Genomic DNA, 26,498 nt, shown 5'->3' on the forward strand with positions numbered 1-26,498 from the left:
CCCAGCACTCCGCAAACGGTATAAGCCATCTTTAATAGACGGAATGACTAACGCGTTTCAACGTAAAAGGCGTTTGAATTGTACTTATTCATCAAAGCGGAAAGGCGGATTGCGAAGGATGCCAAGTTAAATAAAAAAGCCCCATGCGGCGGGGCTTCCGAATTGCCTTCAAATCGTCAACTGACCGCCCGTCCCACCCATATAAGGATACAGGCCCCGACAAATCCTGCAACGAGATAACCGAGCCACCCGCCAAAAGAAACACCAAGAAAGCCGAAAATGAAGCTCGCAATAGCGGCGCCGACAATACCAAGAATGATATTCATCAAGATTCCGGTATCGCTGTTCATGAAATTAGATGCGATCCACCCGGCAAGGCCGCCAATAATAATTGCAGCAATCCAGCCTACCCCTGCGTCACCCATGTCTGTACTCCGTGTCTGATACGATGATGACTGATATGTATCAGACCCTTGTTTCGACAAGGGGTGTTTGAAACGCCAACCCCGTTTTCCGAATTGGCGTTAAAATTATTAATCAGGCTTGTTCAGACGACTGTTGAGCGCCTGCTGCAGCTGTTCGATCTCAACTGAAGAAAGCTCAAGACGCGCAAATTGATCGTCCAAGAGGATGGGCAAAGTGTCATAGGGGTGAGCCGCCACAAGACCATATGTTTCGTCGTTTTTCGCGTCATAATATAGATAAGGTGTCTCGGCTTTGCCAAAGCTTGAGAGTATCGTCCGCTTTTTGTGGGCTGCGAGTTGCGGGATGTAGCCAACTTTAGTGCGACCCCTGCTGTCTTTGCGCGACACGATCTTCGCCCAGTCAAGCGTTAGCTCTGATGCCTTCTTACTTGCAGATATGGCCCTCGAAATCTGCAGAAAACGATTTATGAACAGTATCGAACAGCCCAACATGATGCCAACAAGGGCGATGCCGACGCCGAGGCGGTTCCAGAATTCGTCGAGTGCCAATGTGAGTGTGGCATTGTTGGGGTTCGATTTCTCAACAACCACCTCGGTCTCATAATCACCGCTAGATAGGCTCACGAAGGAAAAGTCGACGGATTTAAGCTTGGTTTCGCCCTCGTAGCGATAGGAAAGCGTTGCCTTGCAGTCAGTGATCATTTTCTTGGAACGGCAGCTTCCATCAAAAATGGTGGAATCTTCAATTATAAGCGGGTCTTTTTTGATCAGGTAATCCGAGTAAAGTCCTGGTCCCCAGAGGACTGTTACGACAAGGGAGATGATTGCGAAGGTAATGGCAAGGAATAACAACTTCCATCTATCCGCAAAGCCATGCCTTTTCACCTGAACCGGTCGGATAGGGAGAACGCCGCTCAGATCCGGCAATGTGTATTTATCATTCATAGAATTAACATCATTGGTTATTGGAGGGGGGAGGAACATCTAGCGGAGTGCTGGTGGGTCGTTGAAGGGAATTATCGTTATTTCCAGTAACGTAAAGTTACCGCCTGTGTCTTTACGGGAGGTGTCATCCGATCCTGAACTGCTGGCTCTTGAGGGGGGCGTGGCGCAGATAAGTTTATGGCGAGAGCGTCCTTCATCTCATGGAACAAATGTCCCTTCGATTGCATTCTGACAGTAACAACAACACCATAATACTGTTCTGGAGAATGTTGATGCGTCGTATTATCCTGTCTGCTACTGCCGCTCTTGCAATGGTTGCATTTGCAAACGCGCAGACTGCCACAATGACAGAGGAAACTGATACCGAAGTGTTTGTCACGGCAAAGCCAACAGATGTTTTGAGCTATAATCTGATTGGTCTCAACATCTTGAATGGAGACAATACGAACATTGGCCAAATCAAGGATCTCATCCTCTCTGATGGTCAACTTTCAGGATATATAGTGTCGGTAGGAGGGTTTTTGGGAGTTGGTGAGAAATTTGTCGTCGTCCGTCCTGATGCAGTAGACATAACCTATTTTGATGACGAAAAAAAATGGTCAGCGGTAATGAATTCTACCAAAGAGGAAATCGAAAAAGCACCGGCTTTTATTTATGAAGGTCGATGGGCTAAGTAGCAGCTCTTGCTCAAAAAGCACTTTCATCCGAGTGTGGGGGCGTCGAGCGGGAGGGTGCGATTTTAGTTTCTTGCTATGTTTGGCGAAATGACCATCGATTTCAATCTCCGACCGACCGACGATCTCATACATCTCCAATACAGGGAAGGTTGTATAGTTGAGCTCTAAATGCTGACTAGCTAGTTTTCAGATCAATGATTGAGGTTTATTGGATACCACTTTGCTCGCCTGATTTACAGTGACTGCGATCATATGAAATATATCATCGGCGCTACATCCCCGGGAGAGATCGTTTGCGGGTCTGGCAAGGCCTTGAAGCACCGGACCAATGGCTTGTGCACCGCCAATGCGCTGGGCAATCTTATATCCAATGTTGGCAGACTCTAAGTTGGGAAACACGAAAACACTCGCATTGCCTTTTAGCGGCGAAGCCGGTGACTTGGTGTGGCTTATTGCTTCGACAAATGCAGTGTCAAATTGTATTTCCCCATCGATGCAAAGATCTGGTCTGCTGGCACGCACCCGATCTGTGGCCTGAACAACTTTCGAAACCCGTTCATGCGCAGCGCTCCCGCTTGTTGAGAAGGAGAGCATTGCAACTGCGGAGTCCTTTCCAGTCAACTGCTTATAAGAGTCTGCGGATTGTATTGCGATTTCGGCCAATTCTGTACAATCGGGTTCGATGACAAGACCACAATCAGCAAAAATGAAGGCACCTTTTTTCTGATGATGTGATTGGCAGAGCAGCATTAGAAAAAAACTCGATACCAGGCTCGCTCCCTCTGCCTTGCCGATAATCTGCAAAGCATGGCGGACGACTTCGGCTGTCGTCGCGACTGCACCGGCAAGTGTTCCATCCGCATCACCTGTACGTACCATCATAGCGGCGAAACCCAGCGGCGTCCTGACGATCGCCTCTGCTTGATGTTCTGTCATCCCTCTGGGTTGCCGCAACTGATAGAGTTGCTGTGCATAGGTGGCACTTTTATTCGAGGTGACCGGGTCAAGGACATTTATGCGTCCGCCACCGAGCTTTTCGATGATAATATCTTTAGAACCCAGCAGGGTAATACGCGCAATCCTCTCGTGTTCAGCACGCAATGCGGCTTCGATGATACGCGGGTCTTCGCCTTCCGCCAGCACAATGTGACCAGGCTTTAATCGGGCTTTTTCGAGAATATTTTCCAAAGGAAGCATGGCAAAATCTCATTGAAAAGCCGGGAGGAAGACCTCCCGGCAAGATCGCTAAACAGGCATTTGTGCTCGCATATCAGACTTATCAATCCCGGCGACGATAACGGGCTTTTTCATAGCGTCACGCCGGAAAGGCTCGCCCAATTCCTGATTTAGAATAACCTCGATAAAGGTCGTTATGCCGTTGGCCTGTGCGTCGATTGCTTTTTCCAATGCCTCGGTCAATGAATGTTGGGTATCGACCATGACACCTTTAAGACCGCAACCATCTGCAACTTTCGCGTAGCTTAGGTTTGGATTGAGCTCAGTCCCCACGAAGTTATTGTCGTACCAAAGCGTTGTATTGCGCTTTTCCGCACCCCATTGATAGTTGCGGAAGATGACCATTGTAATTGCCGGCCACCCAATGCGGCCGATGGACGTCATTTCGTTCATAGAGATTCCGAAAGCACCATCGCCCGCGAAACCCACAACAGGCGTATCGGGCTGTCCTATTTTGGCACCAACGATTGATGGAAAGCCATATCCACATGGCCCGAACATTCCCGGTGCCAGATATCTGCGTCCTTCTTCAAAAGTTGGGTAGGCATTGCCAATTGCGCAGTTGTTCCCGATATCTGTAGACATAATTGCATTCTTAGGCATTCCGGCCTGAATTGCGCGCCATGCCTGTCGCGGCGACATTCGTTGTTTCTCGCGCTCACGGGCATCCGAATTCCATTGCGTGCCTGGATCATCATCTTCATGATCCATCGACGATAGCTGTTGCAGCCACGCCGATTTGCGCTGGTGAATCATTTGCCTGCGTTCGTCGCGGCCGGCATTTCCAGCATTCGCTCCAAGCTGTTCAAAGATCTGTTGGGCGACCTGCTTTGCATCGCCGCAAATGCCGATCGTGATTTTTTTGGTGAGGCCAATACGGTCTGGATTAATATCGACCTGAATGATCTTGGCGTCCTTGGGCCAATAATCAATTCCGTATCCAGGTAGCGTTGAAAATGGATTGAGCCGGGTCCCAAGTGCCAGAACCACATCAGCCTTGGCAATCAGTTCCATAGCCGCTTTGGAACCATTATAGCCAAGTGGTCCAACCGAAAGCGGATGGCTACCGGGAAAAGCATCGTTATGCTGGTAACCACAACAAACCGGCGCATCGAGCTTTTCGGCCAGTGCTATGGATTCAGCGATCGCGTTGCCGATAACGACACCAGCACCGTTGAGAATAACTGGGAATTTTGCGCCTGTGAGAAGGTTTGCGGCTTCAGCGATGGCGTCGCGTCCACCACTTGGCCGCTCAAGCCGCACGATCTGGGGCAAATCAACGTCAATGACCTGGGTCCAGAAATCACGTGGAACGTTGATTTGTGCGGGCGCACAGCCGCGCCATGCCTTCTCGATAACACGATTAAGAACTTCCGGGATGCGTGATGGATCGCGGACCTCCTCCTGATAGCAAACCATATCTTCAAACAGCGCCATCTGTTCAACTTCTTGAAAGCCCCCCTGACCTATGGTCTTGTTGGCTGCCTGTGGTGTCACGAGCAGCATTGGAGTGTGGTTCCAGTAGGCAGTCTTGATGGCTGTGACGAAGCCGGTCACGCCCGGGCCGTTCTGGGCGATCGCCATGCCCATTTTACCGGTCACCCTTGTATAGCCGTCGCAGATCAGTGCGGCATTGGTCTCATGTGCACAATCCCAGAATGCAATGCCGGCCTTGGGAAATAGGTCAGAAACAGGCATCATTGCAGAGCCGATGATCCCGAATGCATGTTCAATCCCATGCATCTGCAAGACTTTTACGAACGCTTCTTCCGTCGTCATTTTCATGGCGCATACCTTTCGTTATAATTCAAAGGATCTCGTCTTTCAGCGCATACCAGCGGTACATGGCACGCTGACCTATGCGCCGAAATGGCGTCAACATGCCGTAGCTTGGCAGTTCTGATGTGAATATTGGCAGGTCCAGTTCTTGCCCGCGACCGACCATCAATTGGGCAACCCGGCGTCCCGCCTGTGCGGAATACATAACGCCATTCCCGCCATAGCCCATGGCATAGTAGATTTCCTGCTTCGGATCTGGGCGAACGATGCGGGGCATCATGTCATGACTGACGTCCACCCAGCCCCACCAGGAATAGTCGATCTTAATATCGGTCAAAGCCGGGAATTTTCGGTAAAGACCTGCAAGCAACAAGTCGTAGTGTTTGGAGTTGGGTGCGTCCGCCCCGGTTATGGCACTGCGACTGCCGATCTGCATTCGTCCATCTGGCAGAAAACGATAGTAGTGGCGAAGCGTTCGGGTGTCGGTTAGTGGGATTCCAGTCCTTAAACCACATGCTTCTCTCTCATCTGCGGTCAGTGGTCGGGTTACTACGGAATTAGACAGTATCGGCATCAATCGATGGCGTGTGAGCGAGTGAAGAGCAGGTGAAGTATAGCCCGCTGTCGCGAAGCAAACCTGCCGGGCTTTTACTGTGCCGTTTGGCGTTAGGAGGTGATAGAAATCTCCATCCTTTCGGCAGCTGAGAACAGGGCTTGCAGTATGGACCTTTGCGCCGAGCTTACGGGCCAGTCGGAGATAGCCGAAGGCAAGCTTGGCGGCATGAACTCCGATGCCATCGGGTTCGTACATCGCCCCACAGGCTTCCTGATCCCGGATAAAGCGGTCGTGGATTTCATCACGGCTCATCATCTGAGTTCGATAGCCGAACACTTCATTGAGTAAGCGGGATTCCTTGACCAGCGAAGGGACCACCTTCTCGCGGTGAGCAATATAAAGATGACCGCCATCCTGCGGTTCACATTCAATTTCTGGTTCGGCTATAAGCGCGCGAAATAGATCGAACCCTTCTGAAATTTCCCTATGCAGTTTCTTTGCGATATCCACGCCCCAACGCTCAATCCATTGCGACCGTTTAAGCCGGCCGGCAGAAATCTGGGCTTGACCGCCATTGCGTGTGCTGCATCCCCATGCAACTGCATTGGCCTCCAGTATCATTGCTTTAATGCCATGATCACGAGCAAGGTGGATAGCGGCTGACAGTCCTGTATATCCGGAACCGACAATCACAACATCGGCATCGATGTCTGAAGTAACAGGACCATCATCTTCGGGTGCCGTGCCAGCTGTCCCGATCCAGTATGTTGGCGCGTAATCACGTCCTTGTCCGGGCGTCTTCGCAACCACTGGATCATAAGCAGGATCGAAGGGTTGTCTGGCGGAATATGTGTTAGTCGTGTGAGTGTTCATCGGTCGGTCCTCCAAATCACCGACGGGCGCAAGCGAGGCTTATGCCGTCAGCAAAGGCCGGTTCTTGCGAAATGCCTGTTTACGGGTGATCTTGCCGCCTCTCTGAGTAAAGAGATCGCAACCTTCTGCTTCGACACGTGCACCGGTTGCATCCGTTCCGAAAAACGTCCACTCCGATACTGCGCGATTTCCACACACAAAATGCCTGTGTCCGTCCCAGCGGGCATCGGGCATGGCGCCCCATACCGCTGAGAATGCACTGGCGATTGCTTTTTTGCCTTGTAGGCGTGTGCCGTAAACCTCCTCGCCGGCCACGGTGTAGAACACGCAATCCTCGTCAAAAAATTCCATGATCGCTTCAATGTCATGGCGATTGAAAGCATCAAACAGGTTGGAAAATTGCTTCTCCGTAAGGTTTCCGGCAGACATTTCAGTGCTCCTTGATAAATTCCAACCTGCCCAGAAACAGGGCAAAGCTTTCCTGTGACGCGGTAATTCTGCCGCGTCGTTCCTTCAAAAACTTGGACCTTGTTGGTGGGGCTACCCGATATTCGCTGCCCTCAGATTTTACCCTTCCAGGGGATCAGCACTTTTTCCAGATGACGAATTAAAAGGTCAAAGGCGAAAGCAAATACTCCGATGACGATAATGCCCATGATGACCGTGTCACTGGCCAAGAACTGCGCGGCGTTCAGCACCATGAAGCCCAGACCGCGATGTGCCGCCACCATCTCTGCAGCAACCAGTGTCGTCCAGCCGACACCAATACCGATCCGCATGCCTGTGAAAATTTCCGGAAGGGCCGCTTTCATTATGACCTGGGTTATAACCTGTGTTCGCGAAGCACCCATCGCGTATGCAGCATGGACTTGTTCAGTCGAAACCGAGCGAACGCCTGCTCTGGCTGCTATGGCTAATGGAGCGAAGATCGCAAGGTAAATAAGGAACACTTTCGGAAATTCGCCGATTCCGAGCCAGATGATGATCAGGGGCAGGTAAGCAAGCGGAGGCAGCGGACGGTAGAATTCGATAATTGGGTCGAGCACGCCACGACAGAATCTGCTCATACCCATCATGATACCAATGGGGACTGCCGTAACACAGGCGATTGCGAAGGCACCAAGGACGCGACCAAGACTGGCGAGCGTGTGTTCAACCAATGTTGAGTTGGCGACGCCATCGGTCATGGCAAGTATAAATTTATCATAGACCGCGAAGGGAGAAGGTAGAAACAGGGGTTTCACCCAGCCCATGCCAGTCACCAAGAACCAAATTCCAAGCAATAGCAGTGCTGTGACCAGACTGATAAAGCCGCTATTTCCGTCACCGGGAGCGCCGTATACCTTCCCGGGTTTAACCGGCCGTGCCCGAGTAAGTAACTCAAGCATGGGCCAGTTCCGGGTTTCCTGATGCACGTTCATCGCCATAAATAATCCCCAGAATTGTCTCACGCATCTTGATGAAGTCGGGACTGGATTTAACGGCGCGCGCGTCACCGCTTTCCAGAAAACGCCGATTGAAGTCCAGATCGTACGTATGGGTGATCCGTCCTGGGCGCGGCGACATAACAATGAGCCGTGAGCCAAGAAACAGAGCTTCTTCGACGCTGTGAGTGATAAAGAAGAACATTTTATTCGTGACTTGCCACACGCGCAGAAGCAGTTCCTGAATAGTCTCACGCGTGAGGGCATCGAGCGCTGCCATAGGCTCATCCATAAGCAACATTGCAGGATCGCAGGTGAGAGCGCGGGCAATGCCCACACGTTGCTGCATGCCACCTGAAAGCTGATAAATCTTATGGTTGTGAAAATCTTGCAAGCCGACCAGTGCCAGATTTTGAGTAGCACGTTCTCGGCGTTGTGCTTTGGCGACACCCTGAAGTTTAAGTCCAAACTCAGTGTTTTCGACCACATTTAGCCATGGGAGTAGCGCGTGCTTTTGAAAAACGACGCCTCTGTCCGCGCCTGGTCCTCGCACAAGCCGCCCGCCAAGAGTAATTTCTCCCGCTGAGGGGATCATGAAACCTGCCATCAGATTGAGGAGGGTCGTCTTTCCGCAACCAGACGCACCAAGTGCTACAACGAAGTCGCCGCTGTCGATCCGCAGATTGACACCTTTGAGTGCAATGACTGCTTCTTCCACGTAAAGACCTGGATAGGTCAAACTGACATTTGATATGTTCAAGGTTTCCATAGCGTCGCCTTTCGGGAACGAAGGAGTGGTTCCGGCCATTTCGCTCGCTTGCAAAGTTGCATTCACAAGGAATGCGCGGAACCATCTCAGTACAACTGGGCTCAACGAGCCTACGTTGGCAGAGTCGCTTGATTTACTTCGCGTAATTACTTTGCTGCGGCTTCGGCAAAGCTGCCATTTACATAGCCGCTGTAATCATCCAGAGCCTTGTCGAGCTGTTTTTGGTCGACGAGAAATTTTGCGCTCTGAGTGATGGACTTTAGCGCGCCGCTTTCTTTGCCTCCACCGAGCCATGTTGGAGACGCTTGCTCCTCAGCGGATGGGAAAGACAGCAGTTTTAGCGCGTCCGGTATATCAGTCGCATTGCCACCGATTAGTTTCACCATTGCCTTAACTTGGTCGGAATCTGCTGTCCATTGGCCGCCATTTGCCTTGTAGTCGGCATAGGCATTCTTAAGCACTGTCGTGAAAGCGGCCATGAATTTCGGGTTGTCAGCCGCAAAGCTCTTGTCCACAACAAGTCCGTCAAACGTTGGTACGCTTTTTTTGCCGATCTCTTCGGAATTAGCGATTTCCGTGCCGGTTTTAAGAATTTCAGAGAGCGCCGGTGGCCAGACATAGGCGGCATCGATATCACCGCGCTGCCACGCAGCAACGACCTGCGGCGGGGTCATGTTCAGAATTTCTGCGTCGCGTGGATTGATCTTCCAGATGTCACTCATCCCTACAAGAAGATGAAAGTGCGCTGTGGAGACGAATGGTACACCGATCTTCTTACCCTTCAAATCCTCAGGTTTTTCGATGCCGGAGCCTTCGCGTGCGATGAGTGCTTCTGATTTGCCGATATTGTCCAGTATCCAGAACAGCTCGAGTTCGACACCACGTGTGGATGCTGCCGCGATACCTGTCGATCCGATCACGCCGATTGGCACATTGCCGGATGCGAGTGCGGTCGAAATATCGCCGCCCGATGCAAATTGTCGCCAGTCAATCTTATATCCGGCTTCTTTGGCTGCCGCATCGAATCTTCCGTCCGCGATAGCCGTGAGAAATGGACCAACGATTTGCTGGTAACCGACGACGACGGTCGTCTCCGCGTTAGCCGCTGATGTTGAAACAGCTGCGAGCGCTGAAAATAAAATCACCCGTTTCGTGCTTGTAAAATAGTTCATGGAGTTCCCCTTCCATTTATGAACCATGGCTGACTTCGGCATGCCCGTTGACGTTTTCCGCCAATCTTCAGTTCCGATCACGAACGATAGCCATCTCCATAGATTTGGCTTATAGCCAGTTAGAACAGACAATAAGTCCAGTTCTTCGGAGAAGGTGGTTTTGCCGGGAGGGCCAGTCTAAAAAATTCCCTTAGCGGCAAAATTTTGGATTTGGAGAATCTGAAAGAAAAACGCGACCATCAATTGTAAGCAACTGCAATGGAACAGGAGGTTCTGTATCGTTGCTGACTCATTAGGAGCAAGATTTGAGGGCAGTCTCACCAACTATTTTCTTCATAGACTGCAATCGAAATACAGGATTGCAGGCGCAAATTCGTGAGACAACCGTATCTGCTATTCTTTCCGGGGCGATTTTACCGGGAGCGCGCATGCCATCGACGCGAGGACTGGCAGATTATTTGAAAATATCTCGACTAACCGTGACATTGGCATATCAGGAGCTTGTCTCGCAGGGTTATCTCGAAGTTCACTCGCGTAGTGCATATCATGTTTCCGTAGCGCCTCCGATCAGTCGGCCGGACGAGAACTTCTTACAGTTATCCGCCAACGCGGTGGACTGGTCTTCCAAGCTGCGGCCCGGCTTCAATATCGCTAAAACCATTCGGAAGCCTCTCGATTGGCGCCGGTATCGCTACCCATTTCTTTACGGGCAAATGGATCATACGTTATTTGATCTTTCTGCGTGGCGCGATTGCGCCAGGCGTGCTCTGGCACGTGAAGACTTCGTTCTCATGGCGGGTGATTTCGCCGCGGCCGACGATATAGAACTCGTGAACTACATCCGGTCACGGACCCTGCCGAGCCGAGGTATTCGCGCAGAACCCGATGAGATACTGGTAACGGTTGGGGCGCAGAATGCGCTCTGGATTGTAAGTCATTTGCTTTTGACAAATCATTCGCATGTCGTCTGCGAAAATCCCGGACATCCCGATATTAGTGCCACACTTCATCTTACCGGTGCTCGAGTGACGGCACTTGACGTTGATGAAGGTGGTTTGCCACCTGAATTGCTTCCCCACGGGATAGATGCGGTGTTTGTTACACCAAGCCATCAGTCGCCCACAGCTGCAACGATGCCACGCGCAAGACGCATTGCACTTCTGGAAGCAGCAGCAGAGCGTGATTTTGTCATTGTGGAAGACGACTACGAGTTCGAGATGAGTTTTCTTCAGCCTCCAACCCCGGCACTGAAATCCCTCGATCAATATGGTCGTGTTCTTTATGTAGGGAGCTTTTCGAAGTCACTTTTCCCGGGTTTGAGGCTTGGTTACCTCGTAGCACCGGCAACTGTCATTCGGGAGGCGAGAGCGCTACGCGCGTTGATGTTGCGCCATCCCCCCGGCCATCTGCAACGAACCGCTGCCTATTTTCTTGCGCTCGGCCACTACGATGCAGTCATTCATCGCATGCGCCTTGAATACCACAAACGCCACATCGTTATGATTGACGCGTTAAAACAGGAAGGATTGAAGATTGCTGGCAAGTCAGGTTTTGGCGGGACTGCCTTCTGGATCGAGGGTCCTGAAGGCATGGATGCCGACAAACTTTCCCGTGATCTTCGTGATGATGGTGTGCTTATCGAATCTGGTGCGCCATTTTTCTGGAGCGATGACAGGCCCTGTCGTTACTTTCGTATTGCCTATTCATCCATTCCCATCACTCGCATTGCCGACGGTATCAGGCTTCTGGCAATTCGAATGCGCCAAAACTCCTAGAGGCGAATAGTATCACATTGAAGGCTTGACGAGCAACAACTGCGTCGCGTGTTGTGATCTCGGACCATAACACGAACTGTTAATTTCGTGACTTGCGCTTTAACACCTGAGGGCCGATGATCATGATCAAAGTGTTCACCAAACGAGGCTAGCAGATTATGACCATTTTCAAAGCATTGACATCTATCAGCACGGTCATAGTTCTATCAATCACATTGGCTGGCTGCGTCAGTGAGTCATATTCTTATGATGGCTACAGAGATTACGGCCCGGGATATGGCGGATACTATTCGGGCTCTGCCATCACTTATCGAAATAGCCCGAGATACGATTCACGCTATTATCGCGATCGCCGCGATTATCGTTCAGACCGATGGCGGAATGATTCACGCCGGACCGGGCGCGAGCGTAACGATGGTTATGCACGACCTCCTGTTCAACGACCAGTGCAGCGACCCGAGCAGGTCAGCAGGCCAAACCAGCGCCTTATCGTTGTTCCGAGAGTGAACCAAGACGGAAGCACTGAAAATTCTAACGGAATGCGTTTTATTAAAAGAGAGCCACATAATTGAATCGGGCCTGCTGATTACATAACAACAAGCAATGGGTTTCACGCCTTAGATTGCTCTGACAACAAGCCATCCGCCATAGCTGGAAATACGGATGGCTCTTTGTTTCCTCGTGCCTTGCGAGATGATGGCCAAGGCTGTTCTTTTCTCCGTGTTGGAACTGTTGGCAAATTCCCTACACTGGCGCTGGCAAGCGTCTGTCAGTAATCGTCGTTTTTCACCTCTGTCATTATATTGAGTTCAGGTGAAGTTATGCAATTTACGATGGGGTGCTGTGACAGATGATAGAAATGAGTTTGGATTTCCGCCCTAATTGTGAAAGCCGGGCGCATTTCGGTTAAAGGTCCCATGGGAAAGAGCTATTTCATTCCTTTTGGGCGTGTCGTTAACGAAAACTGGTCTGCAGTATTCCGCGAGGGGTTTGGAGCGTAACTGTTTGTTAGAGTGGGCGATCAGGAGAGAAGACAATTCCTGTAAGCGACCAGATTTACTTCGACTCGAAGCACATCATACGCTCATTTAAGCGCAGTGAGAATGCTAGTCTTGGCGAGTGTGCTCATTCTTTCGATTAGAAACTCGCGCGAGCGATGTCTACTAGCCATTATGACTGCGATTTATATAAGAATATGCAACTGTAAGATGTTTAATTTCGGGCGAGACAGGTATTAGTAGTGGCCTTGATCGAGATGGTCGTGATTGAAGCACTTTTCTTGCTGCTCTGGAGATCTGGTACGGCAAATCCTTGGCGATAGACTCGTGATACCCTCCGAAAATCTCATTATGCATACCAGAAACAGAATTTCTGAATAATAGAAATTCATCTTTTATATTTTCAGTATATAATTAAATTATCGAGTTTTTACTCCAAATCGCGCGTGATTAATCTCAATAAAAATATTTTAGAATATCGATATATTTGAATAAATACATTATATTTCATTTTGTTTATTTTTAAAAAAATATCAAATATTATCAATTAGATGATGTATATTTATTCTATATATAAAGAATCTGACAAACAAAAATCTATTATCATCATTTATGTCAAATAATTGAAGGTGATAATTACATCGCTATTACTTGCTAACAACTTACGATCTTGTTACATTAAAATTGCGGGTGATATCTGCGTTTCTCTCTTGAGTAGAAAATGCGGGGCGCTCGAGGGGAATTACATACAACTGATTCACGTCCATCGAGTGTAAATGCATCCTGTGCACATGACCTTCGTGTCTGAACTCGCGTGGATATTTGGGGACAGGACGGGGCGGCGTCATGACGGATCGCAAGCGCGAGCAAGTATCGAAAAAGCCTGTGCGCAAATCGGCGCGAATGGCCGCGTTATTAAGCATTCAGGTTGCAATTGGTATTCCCGCCGCGTTCGCCGAAGATCCGCCGCCACCTCAACCTTCGAAGACGTCATCCCTTGGGCAGACGGTTACAAATCCCATAACGGGTGCAACAACAACCGTTAGTGCGCTGCGGGTTGACCCGGCAGGGACTGCAACTGCTGGTACGACGGCATTCGTACAAACGGCCGATGGCTATACATTTCTCGTCAAGACGGTAGGGGAGCAATTTTATAACGCGGATACGCCTCCGATCGCTTTCGCGATCACTTCGTTAAATGGAAACTCCGCTGTTGTGACTAGTGCCGAGGCTAGTGGTAGTGCTTCATTCGATGTCGGCCAGACAACCACGTCCTTCAACACGAATTTTAATAGCTCTGGTTCTGAAGGAACGTTGACCCCACCCGTCGATGTGAGCGGGCCCAACGGTGTTAAACAGGTTTTCTACGGCAAGAACGGGAGCAACGGTCGCGCTGGCGCGTTGTTTGTGCCGCCATCTTCTGGCGGAAACGGAGCGGCTGGCCCGACGAACGTCCAGACGCTCAGTGGCAATGTTAATGCAACCTCTAATATTGGTTGGGAGATTGGCAGTGTCGGCGGAAATGGTGGAAAAGGGGGTAACTCTTACGCCAGCTTCTGGAGCGGACGTGACGGTGGTGACGGTGGTGCTGGCGGGCAAGTTAACGCAACACAGGCCTCCTCCAGTACAATCAAGACAACTGGTTCGGGCAACCACGGAATTTTTGCTTACAGCCGTAGCGGTGAGGCCGGTGATGGGGGTGGCGGTTTTGCTGCGCCTGGCGGCGGTACAGGCGGGCATTCATCAAATGGCGGTTACGTCACAGTCAATCAATATGGCGTGATTGCAACGAATGGGGAAGGTGCGCACGGCATCTATGCTTTGAGTGTCAGCAATAATGGGGGGAATGGCGGCGATCAATGGGGCCTTGTGGGCGAAGCGGGTAGCGGTGGTTACGGTGGCAGCGGTGGACGCGTCGACGTTAATACATTTGCCGGCGCGCAAATTCTGACCGAGCAAAATTATTCTCACGGCATATTTGCACAGTCGATCGGCGGATCTGGCGGATCTGCGGGGACGAGCGGCAATTTGCTGGTCTCACTTATTGGTAGCGCTGATAATGGTGGTGATGGCGGTGAGGTCCATGTTGATAATCGCGGTCAGATACAGACTAATGGCTTCGCATCACGCGGCATCATGGCCCAATCAATCGGCGGCGGCGGTGGAGCAGGTGGGACAGCTGCAGGTCTAGTCGCGCTGGCTTTGGGCGGCGTCGGATCGAACGGCGGCGATGGAAGCGCAGTTACTGTGATGAACGGTGAAAGTGGGTCAATCCTGACGAAGGGTGATCTTTCAGATGGTATTATGGCGCAATCCATTGGTGGTTCTGGCGGCCAAGGGGCGGATGCCTTTGGCCTGGTAAGCATCGGTGGCAATGGTTCCAAAGGTGGTCATGGTTCAGCAGTTACAGTTACCAATTACGGCCGTATAGCGACTGAAGGTGAAGGCGCGCGCGGGATTATTGCGCAGTCGATTGGCGGCGGTGGTGGTGATGGGGGCTCTAGCGGCGGCATGGTCGCGGTCGGTGGCAGCGGTTCCGGTGGTGGCGCTGGCGCCACGGTCAGTGTGACAAATGATGGTGTGATTACTACCAAGGGTAATGACGCCATGGGCATTCTTGCCCAATCGATTGGCGGCGGCGGCGGTAACGGTGGATCTTCGGGCGCTGTTGGGCTTTTTGCTGGCGTCGGGATCGGTGGTAAAGGTGGTGCGGGCGGTGCGGGCGGTGATGTCGATGTGACCCTGTCCAACACGGACTCGAACCAGCCTTCACAGATATTCACTACAGGCAATCGTTCGACTGGTGTTTTCGTCCAGTCGATTGGCGGCGGTGGCGGTAACGGCGGCGGTGCGGTCAACGTTGCAGTCGGTGCGTTCGGCGCAGCCTCCGTGTCTGTCGGCGGTTCTGGCGGTAGCGGCGGTGCAGGTGGCACGGCAATTTTGACCGGCAGTGGTGAGGCAAGCGTCCAAACTGAAGGCGCGGACGCAACCGGTGTGTTGCTCCAGTCGGTTGGCGGCGGTGGCGGCAACGGCGGTTATGCGATTTCGGCAGCAGCCTCTGCGGGTCCGGTTTCTGGCTCATTGGCTGTTGGAGTTGGCGGGTCGGCCGGATCGGGCGGCGCAGGCGGAGAAGTGCGTGTCGGCGTTGTTGATGGGAGCGGTAACCTTACAGCGCCTGGTTTTTCGGGTAGCGTTGTCACCACGGGTGAGCGTTCTGCCGGTATGATTTTTCAGTCAATTGGCGGCGGCGGCGGTAACGGGGGTCTCGCCGTTGCTGCAGCTGGAAGTGGCTCACTGATATTCTCGGGTAGTGTATCTGTTGGTGTCGGCGGTTCGGGTGGGGATGGCGGCCAGGGCGGTCTGGTTCGCGTTTATACGAATGCGGACATTACCACGCGTGGCAACAGCTCATCCGCCTTGTTGGCACAATCTGTCGGCGGTGGCGGCGGCAATGGTGGCGGCAGTATTGCTGCTGGCGTAGCCGCAAGCGGTGGAGGCTCCGGGACGATCAGTGCGGGCGTTGGTGGCAGTGGCTCGGGCGGCGGTGCCGGTGGCGATGTTAATCTTATCGCTGGCGGTGATGTCATTCGGACAACGGGTCAGTTTTCGACGGCAATTGTCGCCCAATCCGTTGGCGGTGGCGGTGGCAACGGCGGTTATACTGTTGCTGCGGGTGCTGCTGGCGCCGGTGCCGGCGCGGGTTCTATTAATGTGGGCGTGGGTGGTTCTGCTTCAAAGGGTGGATCTGGCGGTTCAGTCAGCGCTCAGGTCGATGCTGTCGTTGTCACGGAAAATGACGATGCGGGTGCTATCCTCATTCAGTCAATTGGCGGTGGTGGTGGTAACGGTGGCTTCGCGATCGCAGCTGGCGCTGCGGGTGGGGGCGCCGGCGCTGGTGCTGTTTCGGTCGGGCTGGGTGGATCCGCAGGCGAAGGTGGTGCCGGTGGCTCTGTCGTTGCGAAAGTGAATAATAACGTCGGAACGCAGGGCGATCGCGCGGCAGGTGTTGTCGCTCAATCGATAGGCGGCGGCGGCGGGAATGGCGGCTTTTCTGTTTCAGGCACTGTTTCGGGTGCGGGTGTAGGAAGCGGGTCGGTTTCAGTTGGACTTGGCGGGTCCGGGGGCAGTGGTGGTAACGGTTCTACGGTTACTGCAACTGTCACTGGTAACGTCACGACAGAAGGCACGGACTCTACGGCTGTCCTTGCTCAGTCGATTGGCGGCGGTGGCGGCAATGGCGGCTTCAATGTTTCAGGTGCGATTAGCGGATCTGGTGTTGGCAGTGGTGCTGTGAGTGTCGGCCTTGGTGGCGGAGGCGGTGCTGGAGCAACGGGTGGTGCGGTAACTCTCACCACCAATGGATATATCCAGACCCAAAGCGATCGTTCTTCGGGCTTCGTTGCTCAATCGATTGGCGGTGGCGGTGGCAATGGCGGCTTCAACGTGTCCGGTTCGATCGCAGGGTCCGGTACCGGCGCAGGAACCGTTAGTGTTGGACTTGGCGGATCAGGTGCTGGGGGTGGCAATGCCGGCTCGGTGAATGCAACCTCGAACGGAACAATTTTGACGAAAGGCTTTGCTTCAACAGGTTTTGTCGCCCAATCGATTGGCGGCGGCGGTGGTAATGGCGGCTTTAATGTCAGTGCGGGCGTGTCGGCGGCGGGTGTCGGGGCGGGCTCAGTAACTGTCGGGCTAGGAGGCAGCGGCGCAGGCGGTGGCGATGGTGCGGCGGTTATTGCGCAGACCAACGCCAATATCGAGACGCGCGGCGATGCTTCAAGCGGTATAGTTGCGCAGTCGATCGGCGGCGGCGGTGGCAATGGTGGCTTCAATATCGCGCCATCGCTATCGGGGGCTGGAACTGGATCAGGTGCGATATCAGTTGGCCTTGGCGGTAGCGGCTCTGGTGGTGGTAATGGCGGTCAAGTCGACTTAACGGTTAAAAATGACGTCCTGACGCAAGGCTCACAGTCCTCCGCAATCGTTGCCCAGTCCATTGGCGGCGGCGGTGGCAACGGCGGATTCAATGTGTCGGCTGCTGGAAGCGGTGCTGGCACTGGTTCCGGCGCGGTCAGCGTCGGACTTGGCGGGAGCAGTGGCGCAGGTGGTTCGGGTGGTGTGGTCAATAGCCAAGTTACTGGTAACCTTGGCACCAATAGTGATCAATCTACAGGCCTGCTTGTGCAGTCGCTTGGCGGCGGCGGCGGCAATGGAGGCATGAATATCTCTGCGACCGTTGCGGTTGCGGGTACGGGATCAGGTGGTGCGGCCGTAGGTCTCGGTGGTTCAGGCGGATCGGGTGGCGCTTCTGGTGCTGCAACCTCGATATTGACCGGTGATGTGACCACTAAAGGAGATAGTTCCTCTGCGGTTGTGGTCCAGTCTCTGGGTGGAGGTGGTGGTAATGGTGGCCTCAATGTATCGGGCACCGTGACAGTCGCCGGATCAGGATCGGGAGGCGTATCGGTCGGTATTGGTGGTAGTGGCGGCGATGGTGGCAATGCTGGAGTTGCCGATAGCACGATCGATGGAGACATTCAGACTGCGGGCAACGACGCGGCTGGCGTCGTTGTTCAATCTGCTGGTGGCGGTGGTGGCAATGGAGCGATCAATGTTTCAGGAGCCATCAGCATATCTGGAAACGGTTCTGGTTCAGCAAGCGTCGGTATCGGTGGTTCCGGAGGGTCCGGTGGTACAGGTGCTGGTGCTTCAAACATAATGAACGGTAATGTATTTACTCAGGGCGATCGTTCAGGCGGCGTTGTGGTGCAGTCGCTCGGCGGCGGCGGTGGCAATGGTGGCATAAATGTTTCAGGCGCCGTCAGCCTTGCTGCACAAAACAGTGGTGCTGTTGGCGTCGGTATCGGTGGCTTTGGCGGTTCAGGAGGCAGCGCCTCTACTGCGAACAACGATCTGACTGGCAATGTCTCCACGCAGGGCAATGACGCAACCGGGGTATTGGTGCAGTCGATTGGCGGCGGCGGCGGTAATGGTGGCATCAACGTTTCTGGAGCTCTTAGCCTTTCTGGAAATGGCTCCGGTAGTGCCGCGGTTGGCGTGGGTGGTTTTGGTGGTTCTGGTGGCTTCGCCGGTGACGTGACCGGTAAGTATGAAGGCATTGTTTTAACTGCTGGTGATCGCTCTGCCGGCCTCGTTGCGCAGAGCCTTGGCGGCGGCGGTGGCAATGGTGGGATTAATATTTCCGGTGCTTTGTCGGTCGCCCCACAATTTTCTGGTTCTGTTGGACTTGGTATTGGTGGTTTTGGTGGTGATGGCGGTGTAGCTGGTTCCGTCGATCAGACGGTAATTGGATATGTTGAAACCCAAGGTTTGGATGCCATCGGCATTCTGAGCCAGAGTCTAGGCGGCGGTGGTGGTAATGGAGGCCTGAATGTCAGCGGCGGTGTGTCGTTGTCTCGGCAGACAAGTGCTGCCGTCGCATTGGGTGTCGGTGGTTTTGGTGGTGGTGGTGCGAATGCTGGTGCGTTGACCGCATCCGATGTAACCGGTGGCGTATTGACGTTTGGCGACAGAAGTTCAGCCATCGTGACGCAGAGCCTGGGCGGCGGCGGTGGTAACGGCGGTATGAGTGTCTCGGGTGGCCTCAACCTCAGCCAGCAGAACGGTGGCTCCGCGTCACTCGGCCTGGGTGGTTTTGGCGGCGGCGGTGGTGATGGCGGGAACGTGACCAGCAAAGTGCGCGTCACAGATGCTTATGACAACATAACCACTATCGGAGATGATAGCATTGCGGTGATGGCACAGTCTGTTGGCGGCGGTGGTGGTACCGGCGGCCTCAATGTGTCCGGCGCAGTTAATTTGACAGGGCAATCTGGAGCTGCTGTAGCCCTTGGTCTGGGCGGCTTTGGCGGCGCTGGTGGAAATGCCGGGACGGTCGGGCTAGATGTCATTGGAACAGTAAATACTTTTGGTGATCGCTCGACAGGTCTTATGGCGCAGAGCCTCGGCGGCGGCGGTGGTGTCGGTGGCACCAATATCTCAGGATCGCTCGCTCTAACCAAACCATCGGGCTCAAGCACGATTTTTTCCGTTTCAGCAGGTGTGGGTGGTTTTGGCGGTGGGGGCGGAGATGCCAGCGCGGTCGAACTTTCCTATAGTGGTTTGCTCAGTGCACTACCACGAACCATCAACAGTGACGGAAGTGTGAGCTTTAATGAAACGCAGGGTGCTGACGGTGTGGTTGCGCAGTCGATCGGCGGCGGCGGCGGTCAAGGTGGATTGAACGTCAGCGGCGGCGTCGCCATTAGCGGCAAGCCAGGCCAAGGCCAGGCCGATGCAAGCAAATCCTATGGCGTGCTCATCGGTGTGGGTGGTTTCGGCGGCACCGGTGGCAATGCTGGCACGGTTGATGTTAATATTGGCTCTGGCAGCACCATTTTGTCACATGGCAGTGGCCGATCCGGCATTCTCGCGCAATCGGTCGGTGGCGGTGGCGGCAATGGCGGCGTGAATGTTAGTGGCGGCATTGTTTCTGATACCTCGTTGATCGTTGGAATTGGCGGCATGGGCGGCAATGCCGGCTCGGCTGATGATGTAAATGTTACCGCTCGGGCAGATATCCGAGTTACGACGGATCCTTCAGACTTTGATGAGCCGAGTGATCAGAGTTTTGAAACCAAACTCCGAGATGTCCTCGGAAACTCGATCGTGGATACCACGGAGGGATTAGTCGGCGACTTTGGGCTGAAGTCTCTGTTTGTTGATTTGGGCCTCTTCAAAAGCGATGAGACTTTGCCCGATACTAAGGGATCGGCTGGTATCATGGCTCAATCTATCGGCGGCGGTGGGGGCAATGGTGGTCTCAATGTATCTGGCGGCGTCGCCATCAGCAAGGATGGCAAGATTCCTTCCGTCACATTCGGAGTGGGCGGTTCTGGTGGCGTCGGCAATGTCTCAGGTGACGTTACTGTGGATCATGCTGGAACCATTGAAGTCGAAGGCAATTGGAAACACGGTATCCTGGCGCAGTCTATAGCAGGTGGCGGTGGTAATGGTGCGCTTAACGTTAGCGGTCAGCTAAACTGGGGCAGCTCCGACAGTTCGGGCGGCGCAACTGACCTCAGTATCGTTGCCGGTCTGGGTGGAAATGGCGGCACTGGTGCTGATGCAGGCAATGTTGAAGTAACATCAAACGGCGACATCGCAACGCGAGGCTATCACTCGCGCGGCATCTTTGCACAATCGATCGGCGGCGGTGGCGGTACGGGTGGTATCAATGTTACCGCGGTCGCAACCAAGGACAGCTCGCCTGTCGGTATCGGAATTGGTGGCAGTGGCAGTAATGGTGGTCATGCTGGGAGTGTGACAATCAATCGTGGAACGTTGCTGCAATCGGCTGGACTTATCATAACAGATGGATCTGGCGCACACGGCATTGAAGCAAGCAGCATTGGCGGCGGCGGCGGTGACGCAGGTATCAATGCGGTCCTCGGGATCAGCAAAACCACTGGGTCTGGTAGCAATAGTGGTTCAGGTGAGGATCGTAAGGAAACTGTGAATGATGGTGTGCAATCGTCTTCTGTTTCAGGCATCACCGACAAGATTGATACGGCTGATGCCGCCACCGGGAGCGGAGGTAGCGGTAGTAGCAAGACCGTCAATTCGGCCATTATTGCCATCGGTGGATCGGCGGGGAATGCTGGTAACGGCGGCGAAGTCGACGTCAAGCATTTTGGTGACATAGTAACCTTGCAAAAAGATAGCCATGGCGTGTTCGCGCAATCGCTAGGCGGCGGGGGAGGTAACGCGGCCTTCAACGCTGGTATGGTCTTCGAAACAGGCGATGCCTCAAAGAACAAAGGCTTTGGCATTGCGATTGGTGGTGGTACGGGGATTGGTGGCACTGGCGGTGACGTATCGGTGGACAACTCCGGCGTTATCTACACGCAAGGAGAAGGGTCCCACGGCATCTTTGCCCAGTCAGTGGGCGGCGGTGGTGGTAATGCTGGCTACAACATGCTCACGACAGGTGGCGAGGATGGCAATATTGGTATTACAATCGGCCGTACAGGTGGAACGGGCGGATCCGCAGGTGACGTCAGGATAAACAGCGACAGCGTGGTACTGACACAAGGCGCGCGTTCTCATGGCCTTTTTGCGCAGTCGATCGGTAATGGTGGGGGTAACTCGTCGTCGACGTCTGTTTCGCTCACAACACCCAAGGACGGCGATAAGGCTGGCAACAGTTTCTCTGCAAAAATTGGTCTCGAAGGCGGCCAGGGCGGTGCATCTGGGAATGTCGAGGTTGCGGCGGCGGGGCTAATCTATACGCTTGGCGAAGAGTCACACGGTATTTTCGCACAGTCTGTTGGCGGTGGCGGTGGCAATGGTGGAGGAACGACTGGGTCCGCAGGCAAAGCGACTTCCTATTCGATCAATGTTGGTGGCAATGGCGGCACAGGCGGCACATCAGGCAATGTCGATGTGACAAGCACAGCTCTTATTGCAACCGAGGGTGAAAACTCGGTTGGTATCCTCGCTCAATCCATCGGTGGAGCGGGTGGTACTGCGGGTTATGCCAAAGCAGGCACATCGATCCTGGATATTGTGAAGAATACCGTCAAGGGCACAGAAATCGGCACGACCACGTCAATCAATATTGGCGGAACAGGTGGCGATGGCATGACCTCGGGCGATGTGACTGTCGCCAATGCGCAAGTGGTGACAACGGTTGGCAATAATGCCCATGGTATCATGGCGCAGTCGGTCGGCGGTGGCGGTGGCAAGGGCGGACTGGTCGAAAATACCATTGTCAATCTGCGCTCGACAATTGCCAGCACATCGACACTTTCAATCGGTGGTTCCGGTGGTACAGGCGCGGTTTCAGGGAACGTCAGCGTGACCAACACCACCGATATTGGTACCCAGGGCAAGAAAGCGGCCGGCATATTTGCGCAGGCAGTCGGCGGCGGTGGCGGTGACGCGCAACATGTGCGCAATATCGTTGCAGGCAGTGATGCCGATAACAGCACGCGCAATGCGCTGTTGATAGGTGGCTCAGGCGGCAGCGGTGGTGCTGGCGGAAACGTTGTTATTGGCAATTCGACTGCAGCACGGATCATCACTGACGGTGAGGAGGGTCACGGTATCTTTGCACAATCCATCGGTGGTGGTGGCGGTAATGGTGCCGAGGTGCTCTCACTCACCGTGACAAAGCCCGCAAGTGTGTCCAATAGCGAACACGGTTTGCAATTGGGTATCGGGGGCTCTGGCGGCGACGGCGGTCGCGGTGGTACGGTCGATGTTGTCAATGACGGACTGATTATCACGCGCGGAGACAAGGCCCACGGCATTCTTGCGCAGTCTATCGGCGGCGGCGGCGGAAATGGTGGCTACTCCGTCACCGGTACACTCTCGCTGCAGAAAGGAACCGAGTCCAATCCATCAGTGGCACTGAACATCGGCGGTTCAGGTGGCAGCGGAAATGCGGCCGGCGCTGTAACTGTTACCAACACAGGCGAAATTAGTGTCGCTGGCAAGCAGTCTTATGGCGTGCTGGCACAGTCTGTTGGCGGCGGTGGTGGCAATGGCGGAATGGCCGTAGCGCTTTCTCTCAACGATCTTGTCAACCAGGCTCGCGGACAATCCTATTCAAAGATAGCGATCGGCGGAGCGGGCGGTGATGGAGCGGATGGCGGCGACGTTACTGTTAATCACAGCGGTACAATTCGAGTAAGCGGTGAGAATAGTTTTGGCATCTTTGCGCAGTCGGTCGGCGGAGGTGGCGGTAATGCAGCGCTTTCAATTTCAACGCCGGCCGTCATGGCGGCTGATTATCTCATCTCCACAACACTTGGTGCCCGTACTGGGACCAAGGGAAGCGCCGGTGTCGTCACAGTCAACAGCACAGGCGATATTATCGTCACGGGAGAAGGCAGTCAGGCGATCTTCAGTCAGTCGGTGAACGGCGGCGGTGGCAATGTCGACACATTCCTCGACTTTGCGTCGACCGTTGAAGATGGATCAGATAGTGGCGCTGCGGTCTCGCTAACGAGTAGTCTTTCCCTTGGCGGCAATGATGTCGATGGCAATAATGGCGCTGCCATACGTCAGTCGCATCAGGGAGATATTGCAACCACGGCCGATCGATCCGCCGGTATGCTCATCCAGAGCATTGGTGGTGGTGGTGGGCTATCGACTACCACAATGGCATCCAGCATCGCTGGTGATGTCACACTGAGTGCGCTACTGGGCGCGATCAACACTGACGATTCTTCTGGTGGCGAGGTGTTTGCAACGCGCCAGGGCGATGTATCGACGCGTGGTAACTTCTCCGCTGGTGGACTGGCACAGTCGATTGGCGGCGGCGGTGGTCGATTGATTGTTTCCGCTGAAGAACGCTCGCTGAATAATGGCCAGCGTACTGCGAATGTTACACTTGGTGCAGACCCTTCGCTGCGCAATGATGGCGGTGCAATCGCGCTGACTTTGAATGGCGCAGTCTCGACGCAGGGTGACAATTCCAGCGGTCAGATCGTGCAATCCATAGGTGCGGGTGGCGGTGAGGCTTATCTTGCAGGGATCGATCAGGCCAAGCTGACCCTTGGAGCCAGCGATGGATCAACCGGAGATGGCGGAAGCATCTCGGTTACCAATGTTGGTGATCTCAGCACGGCCGGCGTCCGTTCACACGGCTTCCTCATCCAAAGCATCGGGGGAGGCGGAGGCCTCATAGGAACTGACTTGGCGCCTGCGAATATTGATCTGCTTTTGTCGGCGGACAATGCTGGCAATGGTGGTGCAATCGAATTTAGAAGCGAGGGGAATCTTGTTGTCACAGGTGCCGATTCAATCGGCATCCTTGCACAGAGCCTTGGCGGCGGTGGCGGGAGTGTCGACGGACTGTTCCACGGTAGCGCAGGTGGCAGTGGGCATGGTGGCACTGTCGCACTCGATCTGTCGGGCAACGTCTTGGCGCTTGGCGAGCGGGGTATTGCCGTATTCGCTCAGTCTGAGGGAAAAGATGGAGCTGGCAATATTAATGTCGCGCTTGACGGTGTGATTATCGGTGGCAGCAACGGCGTGCCTGCATCTGTCGCAGCGGTGGAAACCGCCGCAGTGACCATCGATGGTGGTGCGTCCAACACGCTTTCTCTGTCTTCAGACAGCTTCCTAATGGCACTTAACAATCGCATTGTTGGTGGCAGCAGCGGTTCAGATCAAGTCACGCTCAACGGCCGTGCCGTGGGCAATATTGATCTTGGCGGAGGCATCAACTCGATGTCGGTCACTCAAGGGGCTTCGTTCTACGCGCAGGATGAGGTCAATCTTGGTGCAGCAGGCGAGATGCGCATCGATGGAGATCTCTACCTCGGTGGTGTGGCGTATTATACGCCAGCTACCGCTCTGAGTGCGCGTATGGGTAGTTCTGAATTTGCGGTGACGCAAAACGTTAGCCAGACAACTCTTCTCACTGGATCGTTAAATTTTGGGAGTACGGCACGCTACACCGCAGATGTCTATTTCCGTCAAGATCGAGCTTCGGGTGGCCAGAGTGATCTGATCAATGTCACTGGCGACGCCACGATTGCAGGTACAGTAATTCCAGTACTGCATCAGCTCGATCGGCTCCAGCCTCTGGTGCTGATCAATGCTGACGGCGTGACCGCGAATGATGGAACGACTGTAATAGGTTCGCCAGTTATGCGTTACGAGATCGGACTAAATGGTCCAACCGGTGATGGATCAACTATTGATCTTATTCCATATGCCGATTTCAGGATGGCAGGTATGAACCGCAATCAAACGCTGACCGCTGAGCACGCAGCACGTGTCCTGCAGGGGCAAGGATCAGTCAACATGGGGCCGATGTTTGCGTTGATCGCGAATATGCAGACAAGCGCTGAAGTTTTGAGTGCCATCGATAATCTGAGTTCACAAGACTACGCGACGACACAAATCGACGCTCTGCAATCGGGTTACCGTTTTGCCCGCACGATGGCCGATTGTGGTTACGACAATTTTGCCGCCCGCATGGGTGACAGCAAGAACTGTTACTGGATGAGCGCAAGCACTGGCAGACTGGATCGTGATGCGTCTTACCAGTATCGCAGCTTTGAAACGCAGAACTCCGGCATTTATGCCGGCGTGCGGATGCCACTGTCAGAAGATCTTTATCTCGGTTTTGGTACAGGTTTTGAAGATTTCAGTCTGACAAGCGGTGATCGCTTCTCATCTGAAGGCCAACGGGCACTGCTAGGCGTTTCGTTGTCAAAATTCAAAGGCCCGTGGGAGCTGTACGGCATCCTGAATGGCGGAACCGCTCAATATGATAGTACTCGTCTGATTGACATCTACGGCACATTGCCAGGTGGTGATCCTGTCATTGGCGGGACTGCCACAGTTAAACAACGTATCAGTCAGGCAAATTTCCGCGTCGGGTCGGCGTATCGTTACCAGCCAAGCGGTGGCGCCGCCTACTTGCGTCCAGCTCTCGACTTTGATGCGAGCTATCTCTATTCGGGGGGCGCTACGGAAGGCGGAACCGCCTACGGCCTTGAACTGGATAGTACTGGTCAATGGGTACTTTCCGCGACACCATCACTTGAGGTGGGTGTTGAAGCGTCAATCACCAGTTCGCTTATGATGCAGGCCTATCTGCGTGGGGAAGTGAGTTTCGCCAACAAGGATGATGTCTACATTAATGCAACATTTGCTGGTGCAAGCGGCGCGGACGGAACGTTCAGAAACTACAGCCAATTCGGTGATGTTACCGGGCGTTTGGATACGGGCTTAACTTTCTACGATACGGCCAATACCACTCGCTTGACGTTCGGCTATCAAGGACAATGGAGTGAAAAGACAGTTGGCCATACAGCGACTGTCAATCTTGGGCTACGGTTTTAAAGT

12 protein-coding genes are annotated in these 26,498 nt (G+C 53.7%); 3 read left to right on the forward strand and 9 right to left on the reverse strand.

Annotated elements, in window-relative coordinates; all coding sequences use genetic code 11:
- Positions 1–176: 176 nt before the first annotated feature.
- Together QSJ70_RS03585 and QSJ70_RS03590 are read right to left on the reverse strand one after the other, a co-directional pair.
- Positions 177–425 (reverse strand): GlsB/YeaQ/YmgE family stress response membrane protein, encoded by a 249-nt coding sequence (locus QSJ70_RS03585; protein WP_285534828.1) that lies wholly within the window; start codon positions 423–425, stop codon positions 177–179.
- 108 nt (positions 426–533) lie between these two features.
- Entirely contained in the window at positions 534–1,370 is an 837-nt protein-coding gene (locus tag QSJ70_RS03590) for a hypothetical protein (RefSeq protein WP_285534830.1), read from the reverse strand.
- Positions 1,371–1,642: 272 nt separating this feature from the next.
- Between QSJ70_RS03590 and QSJ70_RS03595 the strand changes: the two genes are divergently transcribed.
- Positions 1,643–2,047, forward strand: coding sequence for a PRC-barrel domain-containing protein (locus tag QSJ70_RS03595; RefSeq protein ID WP_215777252.1), 405 nt, complete (start codon positions 1,643–1,645; stop codon positions 2,045–2,047).
- A 186-nt stretch (positions 2,048–2,233) separates the two neighbouring features.
- Here QSJ70_RS03595 and pta read toward each other — a convergent pair whose 3' ends face one another.
- The 7 genes from pta to tauA form a co-directional block, all read right to left on the reverse strand.
- On the reverse strand, positions 2,234–3,244 hold the full coding sequence (gene pta / locus QSJ70_RS03600) for a phosphate acetyltransferase (RefSeq protein ID WP_285534831.1): 1,011 nt from the start codon (positions 3,242–3,244) through the stop codon (positions 2,234–2,236).
- 48 nt (positions 3,245–3,292) lie between these two features.
- On the reverse strand, positions 3,293–5,068 hold the full coding sequence (gene xsc, locus QSJ70_RS03605; protein ID WP_285534833.1) for a sulfoacetaldehyde acetyltransferase: 1,776 nt from the start codon (positions 5,066–5,068) through the stop codon (positions 3,293–3,295).
- 22 nt (positions 5,069–5,090) lie between these two features.
- Positions 5,091–6,491: an NAD(P)/FAD-dependent oxidoreductase gene (locus QSJ70_RS03610; protein ID WP_285534834.1), complete on the reverse strand. Its 1,401-nt coding sequence runs from the start codon at positions 6,489–6,491 to the stop codon at positions 5,091–5,093.
- A gap of 39 nt (positions 6,492–6,530) precedes the next feature.
- Positions 6,531–6,920: a nuclear transport factor 2 family protein gene (locus QSJ70_RS03615; protein WP_215777246.1), complete on the reverse strand. Its 390-nt coding sequence runs from the start codon at positions 6,918–6,920 to the stop codon at positions 6,531–6,533.
- A 131-nt stretch (positions 6,921–7,051) separates the two neighbouring features.
- Complete coding sequence (locus QSJ70_RS03620; protein WP_285535094.1) at positions 7,052–7,879, reverse strand: ABC transporter permease subunit; 828 nt, start codon at positions 7,877–7,879, stop codon at positions 7,052–7,054.
- Positions 7,872–8,684: a taurine ABC transporter ATP-binding protein gene (locus QSJ70_RS03625; RefSeq protein WP_285535095.1), complete on the reverse strand. Its 813-nt coding sequence runs from the start codon at positions 8,682–8,684 to the stop codon at positions 7,872–7,874. Before QSJ70_RS03625 ends, QSJ70_RS03620 begins: the two co-directional genes overlap by 8 nt.
- Positions 8,685–8,830: 146 nt before the next feature.
- Complete coding sequence (gene tauA / locus QSJ70_RS03630; RefSeq protein WP_285534836.1) at positions 8,831–9,856, reverse strand: taurine ABC transporter substrate-binding protein; 1,026 nt, start codon at positions 9,854–9,856, stop codon at positions 8,831–8,833.
- Between the two features lie 305 nt (positions 9,857–10,161).
- On the opposite strand from tauA, the gene pdxR reads away from it, so the two are divergent.
- Positions 10,162–11,631, forward strand: coding sequence for a MocR-like pyridoxine biosynthesis transcription factor PdxR (gene pdxR, locus QSJ70_RS03635; protein WP_285534837.1), 1,470 nt, complete (start codon positions 10,162–10,164; stop codon positions 11,629–11,631).
- 1,844 nt (positions 11,632–13,475) lie between these two features.
- Positions 13,476–26,495: an autotransporter outer membrane beta-barrel domain-containing protein gene (locus QSJ70_RS03640; protein WP_285534838.1), complete on the forward strand. Its 13,020-nt coding sequence runs from the start codon at positions 13,476–13,478 to the stop codon at positions 26,493–26,495.
- The last annotated feature ends 3 nt before the right edge of the window (positions 26,496–26,498 follow it).

It is taken from the genome of Brucella sp. NBRC 12950 (genome assembly GCF_030268145.1).
GTDB lineage: Bacteria > Pseudomonadota > Alphaproteobacteria > Rhizobiales > Rhizobiaceae > Brucella.

What these genes read in the sequence shown, in the direction of transcription:
- QSJ70_RS03585 (WP_285534828.1), bottom strand. Translation starts at nt 425, where the DNA reads ATGGGTGACGCAGGGGTAGGCTGGATTGCTGCAATTATTATTGGCGGC.
- QSJ70_RS03590 (WP_285534830.1), bottom strand. Translation starts at nt 1,370, where the DNA reads ATGAATGATAAATACACATTGCCGGATCTGAGCGGCGTTCTCCCTATC.
- QSJ70_RS03595 (WP_215777252.1), top strand. Translation starts at nt 1,643, where the DNA reads ATGCGTCGTATTATCCTGTCTGCTACTGCCGCTCTTGCAATGGTTGCA.
- pta (WP_285534831.1), bottom strand. Translation starts at nt 3,244, where the DNA reads ATGCTTCCTTTGGAAAATATTCTCGAAAAAGCCCGATTAAAGCCTGGT.
- xsc (WP_285534833.1), bottom strand. Translation starts at nt 5,068, where the DNA reads ATGAAAATGACGACGGAAGAAGCGTTCGTAAAAGTCTTGCAGATGCAT.
- QSJ70_RS03610 (WP_285534834.1), bottom strand. Translation starts at nt 6,491, where the DNA reads ATGAACACTCACACGACTAACACATATTCCGCCAGACAACCCTTCGAT.
- QSJ70_RS03615 (WP_215777246.1), bottom strand. Translation starts at nt 6,920, where the DNA reads ATGTCTGCCGGAAACCTTACGGAGAAGCAATTTTCCAACCTGTTTGAT.
- QSJ70_RS03620 (WP_285535094.1), bottom strand. Translation starts at nt 7,879, where the DNA reads ATGCTTGAGTTACTTACTCGGGCACGGCCGGTTAAACCCGGGAAGGTA.
- QSJ70_RS03625 (WP_285535095.1), bottom strand. Translation starts at nt 8,684, where the DNA reads ATGGAAACCTTGAACATATCAAATGTCAGTTTGACCTATCCAGGTCTT.
- tauA (WP_285534836.1), bottom strand. Translation starts at nt 9,856, where the DNA reads ATGAACTATTTTACAAGCACGAAACGGGTGATTTTATTTTCAGCGCTC.
- QSJ70_RS03640 (WP_285534838.1), top strand. Translation starts at nt 13,476, where the DNA reads ATGACGGATCGCAAGCGCGAGCAAGTATCGAAAAAGCCTGTGCGCAAA.